Raw genomic sequence first — 491 nt, 5'->3', positions numbered from 1 at the left:
GCAGGTACCGATGGCGAGGCGGTGGACTTTGCCGATAAGGATGGCAACGCTCGCACGCTGAAGAACGTGGCAGCGGGTTCGCTGGCGTCGGACAGCGTGGACGCGGTGAACGGCAGCCAGCTGAATACGGCGGCGCAGAGCGTCGCCGATGCACTGGGCGGTGGTGCGCAGTTCGATCCGTCGACGGGCACGGTAACGGCACCGTCGTACGAGCTGACGGACACCTCGGGCAACAGCGAAACGTTCAACAACGTAGGTGATGCGCTGTCGCAGCTGGATGGCCGCGTGGATGGCAATACCACCAATATCACCAATCTGACCAAGCAGCTGAACCAGGGTCAGATCGGTCTGGTGCAGCAGGCCGCCCCGGGTGCGAACCTGACGGTGGGCGCAGGCACCGATGGCGAGGCAGTGGACTTTGCCGATAAGGATGGCAACGCCCGCACGCTGAAGAACGTGATGGCCGGTGTGGACGACGCCGATGCCGTGAA

Annotated in this window: 1 pseudogene; it reads left to right on the top strand. The window is 64.0% G+C overall.

The features are described from left to right. Positions 1–491: pseudogene (locus tag JHD67_RS21435) on the top strand (hypothetical protein); the annotation flags it as partial.

It is taken from the genome of Dyella sp. ASV21 (genome assembly GCF_016428975.1).
GTDB lineage: Bacteria > Pseudomonadota > Gammaproteobacteria > Xanthomonadales > Rhodanobacteraceae > Dyella.
Note: the sequence above shows the minus strand (reverse complement) of the source record. Positions and strands in the feature narration are given on the sequence as shown.